This window comes from Gammaproteobacteria bacterium (assembly GCA_028817255.1).
GTDB lineage: Bacteria > Pseudomonadota > Gammaproteobacteria > Porifericomitales > Porifericomitaceae > Porifericomes > Porifericomes azotivorans.
Map to the genome: position 1 here is coordinate 1 of JAPPQA010000178.1, position 2,437 is coordinate 2,437.

4 protein-coding genes are annotated in these 2,437 nt (G+C 71.9%); all 4 read right to left on the minus strand.

Annotation, left to right across the window (positions count from 1 at the left end; genetic code table 11):
- Nucleotides 1–282 (minus strand): aminotransferase class III-fold pyridoxal phosphate-dependent enzyme (locus OXU43_07190; GenBank protein ID MDD9824939.1); only part of this gene is annotated, 282 nt, incomplete at its 3' end.
- On the minus strand, nt 279–989 hold the full coding sequence (gene thiE, locus OXU43_07195) for a thiamine phosphate synthase (protein MDD9824940.1): 711 nt from the start codon (nt 987–989) through the stop codon (nt 279–281). The genes OXU43_07190 and thiE, both read right to left, overlap by 4 nt.
- On the minus strand, nt 986–1,765 hold the full coding sequence (locus tag OXU43_07200; protein MDD9824941.1) for a hydroxymethylpyrimidine/phosphomethylpyrimidine kinase: 780 nt from the start codon (nt 1,763–1,765) through the stop codon (nt 986–988). The genes thiE and OXU43_07200 overlap by 4 nt, the downstream gene beginning before the upstream one ends.
- Nucleotides 1,766–1,824: 59 nt before the next feature.
- Complete coding sequence (locus OXU43_07205; GenBank protein MDD9824942.1) at nt 1,825–2,250, minus strand: CopD family protein; 426 nt, start codon at nt 2,248–2,250, stop codon at nt 1,825–1,827.
- Nucleotides 2,251–2,437: the final 187 nt, after the last annotated feature.

Sequence of the window (2,437 nt, forward strand, 5' to 3'; positions counted from 1 at the left end):
GGTCTCCAGCTCGGTGAGCGTGCCAAAGCCCAGTCCTTTTGCGGCCTGTTCCTGGACGCGCGCCACGATTCGCGGGTCGGCGTGGCCCGTGATCATGGCGCCCCAGGAACAGACGTAGTCCAGGTAGGCGCGTCCGTCGGCGTCGTACAGGCAGGCGCCCTTGCCGCGCTCCATGAACACGGGCTCGCCGCCGACGTAGCCGAAGGCGCGCACCGGGGAGTTGACGCCCCCGGGGATGCAGTGCTGCGCGGCGGCGAGGCGCTGTTTCATGGCGGCGCTCATGACGAGACGGGAGGCGCAGCCGGGGACGAGACGGGGGGCGCGGCAGGCAGCGGGCGGCCGTCGCGGGGCCCGCTCGGGAACAGCCGCCGGTACTGGCGGGCCCTCGCCTCCGGGTCGGGGGCCAGGTAGAGGTCCCGCACGACCGCCAGCAGGCCGGCGCCGGCCCGCAGCAGGCCGGCGGCATTCTCCACGGCGACCCCGCCGATGGCGGCGATGGGGATCGCCAGCGTCCGCCGCGCGCGGCGCAACAGCGCGGGCGTGGCGCGCACCGCCCCCGGCTTGGTCCCGGAAGGATGGCAACTGCCGAAGGCCACATAGTCCGCGCCCGCCGCCTGCGCCTGTCGCGCGCGCTCCAGGCTGTCGTAGCAGGAAATGCCGATGATGGCCCCGGCGCCCAGCAGCGCGCGGGCCTCGGCGAGGCCCGGATCCGCGCGCCCCAGGTGCACGCCGTCGGCCCGGACCCGGGCGGCCAGGGCCGGGTCGTCGTTGACGAGAAACGGCACGCGCCAGCGGCGGCAGGCGTCGCGCAGGGCCAGGGCGCAACGTTCCCGGACGGAGGGCTGGCTGATCTTGTCGCGGTATTGCAGCATGACCGCCCCGCCCGCCAGCACCCGGTCGCTGAGCGCCGGCAACCGCTCCGCGGGGACCGTGCCGGCGTCGGCGATGGCGTACAGGCCGCGCTCCGGATGCATCCGCAGCCGGCTCATGAGACCGGCGCCGTTCCCCGGCGCAGACCGGGGGGGCGCGCGCGGCCCCGCGCGTCGCCGGGCGCGCCGGCATCCCGCAGCACCTGCCAGGTGTATTCCTGGGCGAGGACGCTTGCCTCGGGCACGTCCCGGCCGGCGGCCAGGCCCGCGGCGATGGCCGCGGAAAGCGTGCATCCCGAGCCGTGGCAGGCGCCGGCCAGGCGCGGCCAGCGGCACTCTTGCAGCTTGCCGTCGCGGCCGTAGAGGATGTTGCATACTTCGTCCGCCTCCGCTTCGGTGTCGGTGATCAGCACGTGGGCGGCCCCGGCATCCAGCAGCGCCGCCGCCGCCCGCGCCGGCGCCGCATGACCCGAGAGGCGGCGCGCCTCCTCCAGGTTGGGCGTCAGCACGGCGGTGTGCGCCAGCAAGCGGGCAAAGAGCGCGTCCTGCCCCCGCGAGTCGAGCAGGACTCCGCCCGTCGTGCTGCGCAGCACAGGATCCAGCACCACGGGCGGCAGGCCCGCCATTCGCAGCGTCTCCGCCACCGCCTCGGCCAAGGCGGCGCTGCCCAGGGCGCCGACCTTGCATGCCCGTACCGTCGTGTCGGCCAGCAGCAGGCGCGCCTGGCACAGCAGCTGCTCGGGTTCCTGGGGCAGCAGGCGCTCGAATTGCCGCGTGTTCTGGGCCGTCAGCGCCGTGATCAACGTGACTGGCCGCCCGCCCAGGCCGACGATGGCCTCGATATCGGCCTGTATGCCCGCGCCGCCGGTGGGGTCGTGCCCGGCTATGGCCAGCACCGCGGGTTGCCGGCGGCCAGCCGGCGCGGCGCCGGCTGCGGCGGGGGAAGAGCGGGCGGCTAGAATGGCTTTGCCACCGCCAGCAGGACGATGCCCAGCATCAGCACTGCCGGCACCTCGTTGATCCAACGATAGAACACATGGGAACGGATGCCGCGCTCCAGCCGGAAGTCGGCCAACAATTTAATGCAGTAAAGATGATAGGCGATCAGCAATGCGGCCAGAAACAATTTCAGGTGCAGCCACCACTGGCCCGGGTAGGCGTTCCAGGATTGCCCGAACAGCAGCCACAGGCCGAAGACCAGGGACAGGATGCCGCTGGGCGCCATGATGCCGTTGTGCAATTTGCGCTCCATCACTTTGAAGCGCTCTTTGCCGGGCGCATCCTCGCACATGGCGTGATACACGAACAGCCGCGGCAGGTAGAGCAGGCCGGCGAGCCATGCCATGACAAAAACGATATGCAGGGCCTTTACCCAGATCACGATTCGAGGCCCGCTCCGAAGCCTGGGCGCAGTACGGGGAACCAGCGCGGCAGCCGCGCCCCCAAGCCGTTACGCAATCGAGGGGAAGAAAAGCGGCTCTCTCTAATCTGCCATGGAGTTCTGCTTTCGCGCGCATCACTCCCCCCTTGAGGGGGAGTCGGCAAGACGAGGGCGCAAGCCCGATGTC

Excerpts from the sequence above, each read along its gene's own strand:
- thiE (MDD9824940.1), bottom strand. The coding sequence starts at position 989 with ATGAGCCGGCTGCGGATGCATCCGGAGCGCGGCCTGTACGCCATCGCC.